Consider the following 440-nt stretch of genomic DNA (forward strand, 5'->3'; position numbering starts at 1 on the left):
CACCGAGATCTACACTACACGCTCCTCGTCGGCAGCGTCAGATGTGTATAAGAGACAGGGGCCCGGCACAGTAGTTCTTGTCAGCCAGAGAGGCTGGAAACGAACGGCCGGCCGGACCCGCGGTGGCCTCCCGAAAGGACCATACTCAGATGGCCATCAGCCTCAAGACCACCTCCGGCAAGATCCTCGCCTCCGTCGCACTGATCGGCACCGCAGCCGCAGTCGCAGGCATGGGCACCTACGGCGCGTTCACCTCCTCCACCTCCGCCTCCCAGGCAGTCACCGCCGGCACCGTCACCATCGCCCTGGGCGCCCCCGGACCGGCCAACACCCTCAACGTCCCCGTCACAGGCCTGCTGCCCGGCGACAAAGTCGAAAAACTCGTCACCCTGGCCAACACCGGCAACTCGGACCTGAACAACGTCACCCTCACCACCTCC

At 65.2% G+C, this 440-nt stretch carries 1 protein-coding gene; it reads left to right on the forward strand.

Annotated elements, in window-relative coordinates; genetic code table 11:
* Window positions 1–149 precede the first annotated feature (149 nt).
* The coding region (locus tag ACLRGI_RS23155) for a TasA family protein (protein ID WP_419203782.1) at window positions 150–440 on the forward strand (291 nt) is incomplete at its 3' end.

The organism is Paenarthrobacter sp. PPS72, from assembly GCF_048537125.1.
Classification (GTDB): domain Bacteria; phylum Actinomycetota; class Actinomycetes; order Actinomycetales; family Micrococcaceae; genus Arthrobacter; species Arthrobacter nitroguajacolicus_E.